The sequence below is a fragment of the Paenisporosarcina sp. TG-14 genome (assembly GCF_000297555.1).
Taxonomy (GTDB): domain Bacteria; phylum Bacillota; class Bacilli; order Bacillales_A; family Planococcaceae; genus Paenisporosarcina; species Paenisporosarcina antarctica.
Map to the genome: position 1 here is coordinate 1 of NZ_AMGD01000114.1, position 851 is coordinate 851.

The following is an 851-nucleotide window of genomic DNA, read 5'->3' on the forward strand; positions in this document are numbered from 1 at the left end:
CGTTGGCCAGGGGCACCAGGATCAGCGAAGTAGAGAGGTATTTCCAAGGCCTTTTCCACCATAATCCATTGATGAAATTCCTTTCCTCTGTCGGCAGTGATGGATTTCACCATCTTCTTAGGAAGTTTTTTCAACAACGCAATGATTGCTTGAGAAGCTGCAGCAGCTGACTTTGCGGACAATTTTTGAATAATGGTGAATCGACTTGTGCGCTCTGTTAGGGTCAGAATCTGGCTCTTATGAGCCTTTCCAATTATAGTATCTACTTCCCAGTGTCCTACTTGATTCCGGGGTGCATAACGGGTATGAATTTCTTTCAATTGAGGCATTTTCCCGCGTTTCTCTAATTCATTGTTTTTAAGCTTTTTCCCCTTACGGATAAACAACTTTTGCGATAAATTAAACAGACCAAGTGTTGCATAGCGATAGATGGTTGAAACACTAATTGGAAAGAGTTTCCCGTGCACTTTACGATAGCGTTTTACAATACTTTCAGGCGACCAGCCTAGCTTTAAATGAGTGAGAATATGATCGATCGCTTCAAGATATAATGTCCGTTTACAGCCACAGTTTTCACGCTTGGTCTCGTAATCAAGCTGGCCCTCAATAGCGGTGTAAGGTACAACGCGGGCTAGCTCATAATTGATGGTGCTTTTACTTCGATTCAACTGCCTAGCAATATAGGAAAGTGATTTTCCATCCAGTAAGTAAGCTTCGATAAATATGCGTTCCTGTGTTACGATATGATGGTAGCTCATTAGGGACACTCCTTTAGTTGATTAGCGTTAACTACTGTGTACCCTAATGAGCTATTTTTTTATCAACCGTTCGACTTAAAATGATAATCTACA

1 protein-coding gene is annotated in these 851 nt (G+C 41.2%); it reads right to left on the bottom strand.

The annotated features are described in order from the left end of the window. Positions 1-758: IS30 family transposase (locus C406_RS19985; RefSeq protein WP_017382209.1), on the bottom strand; the 758-nt coding region annotated here is incomplete at its 3' end. Positions 759-851: the final 93 nt, after the last annotated feature.